The sequence below is a fragment of the Cupriavidus sp. SIMBA_020 genome (assembly GCF_046535395.1).
Classification (GTDB): Bacteria; Pseudomonadota; Gammaproteobacteria; order Burkholderiales; family Burkholderiaceae; genus Cupriavidus; species Cupriavidus campinensis.
In genome coordinates, this window is sequence record NZ_JAWRWU010000913.1 from 1 (window position 1) to 261 (window position 261).

The 261-nt window shown below is 67.4% G+C and carries 1 pseudogene; it reads right to left on the bottom strand.

What is annotated here, in order from left to right:
- Window positions 1–261, bottom strand: a pseudogene (locus tag SB751_RS32090) (branched-chain amino acid ABC transporter substrate-binding protein); the annotation flags it as partial.

Genomic DNA, 261 nt, shown 5'->3' on the forward strand with positions numbered 1-261 from the left:
GTGGCGATGCCGTGCGTCTGATAGATCGGCCCCTTGAAGCCGCGCTCGATCAGCGTGCGCTGCGGCAGCACGGTCGGCGTGCCCGCGCCGGCGATCAGGATCGCGTCGGGCTTGGCGGCCATCAGCTTGAGGATCTGGCCGGTGACGCTCGCGTCGGTGCGGTTATAGCGCTCGGTGGCGACCAGTTGGATGTGGCGCAGCGCGGCGAACTTGCTGAACTCGTTGAGCCAGCTTTCGCCGTAGCCGTCCGCGAAACCGATG